1 rRNA gene is annotated in these 241 nt (G+C 49.4%); it reads left to right on the top strand.

What is annotated here, in order from left to right:
• A 23S ribosomal RNA gene (locus tag FOT98_RS29130) occupies nucleotides 1-241 on the top strand; the annotation flags it as partial.

Here is a 241-nt window from a genome sequence, read left to right as displayed (position 1 = left end):
AACAGGTTGATATTCCTGTACCACCTCTTTATCGTTTGAGCAATGGAGGGACGCAGAAGGATAGAAGAAGCGTGCGATTGGTTGTGCACGTCCAAGCAGTTAGGCTGATAAGTAGGCAAATCCGCTTATCGTGAAGGCTGAGCTGTGATGGGGAAGCTCCTTATGGAGCGAAGTCTTTGATTCCCCGCTGCCAAGAAAAGCTTCTAGCGAGATAAAAGGTGCCTGTACCGCAAACCGACAC

The sequence above is a fragment of the Bacillus sp. HY001 genome (assembly GCF_007558965.1).
Classification (GTDB): domain Bacteria; phylum Bacillota; class Bacilli; order Bacillales; family Bacillaceae_G; genus Bacillus_A; species Bacillus_A mobilis.
Note: the sequence above shows the minus strand (reverse complement) of the source record. Positions and strands in the feature narration are given on the sequence as shown.